The 342-nt window shown below is 57.9% G+C and carries 1 pseudogene; it reads right to left on the reverse strand.

Annotated features, from left to right (window positions below):
• Positions 1–342 (reverse strand): annotated as a pseudogene (locus tag ACO0LM_RS28750) (energy transducer TonB); the annotation flags it as partial.

The following is a 342-nucleotide window of genomic DNA, read 5'->3' on the forward strand; positions in this document are numbered from 1 at the left end:
TGGTTTCTGCCGCCGGTGCGGTAGGTGCAGGCCCCCTTGGCATGACCGGGTTCTCTGGCTTGACGTTAGAGAAGTTAGCTACGGTCGGTTGTTGCTGTACGGGTTGCTGTACCTGCACTTCCGGTGGCGGAATGAACGGTGGTGGCGGTGCCAGCAGTTTTGGTGGCGGCGGTGGTGGCGTATCCGGTGGTGGTGGCGGTGGCTTCACCTCTTCCACGATCTTGGTTTCCAGCGGTTTGATGACCACTTCCATGGCCTTGCGCGCCAGGCCCGATACCAGTGCATATACCACCAGCACGTGAAATAATATGACCAGCCCTAATCCGATAAATTTCTTTCCCG

Origin of the sequence: Undibacterium sp. Di26W, assembly GCF_049340265.1 — a bacterium.
Taxonomy (GTDB): Bacteria; Pseudomonadota; Gammaproteobacteria; order Burkholderiales; family Burkholderiaceae_D; genus Undibacterium.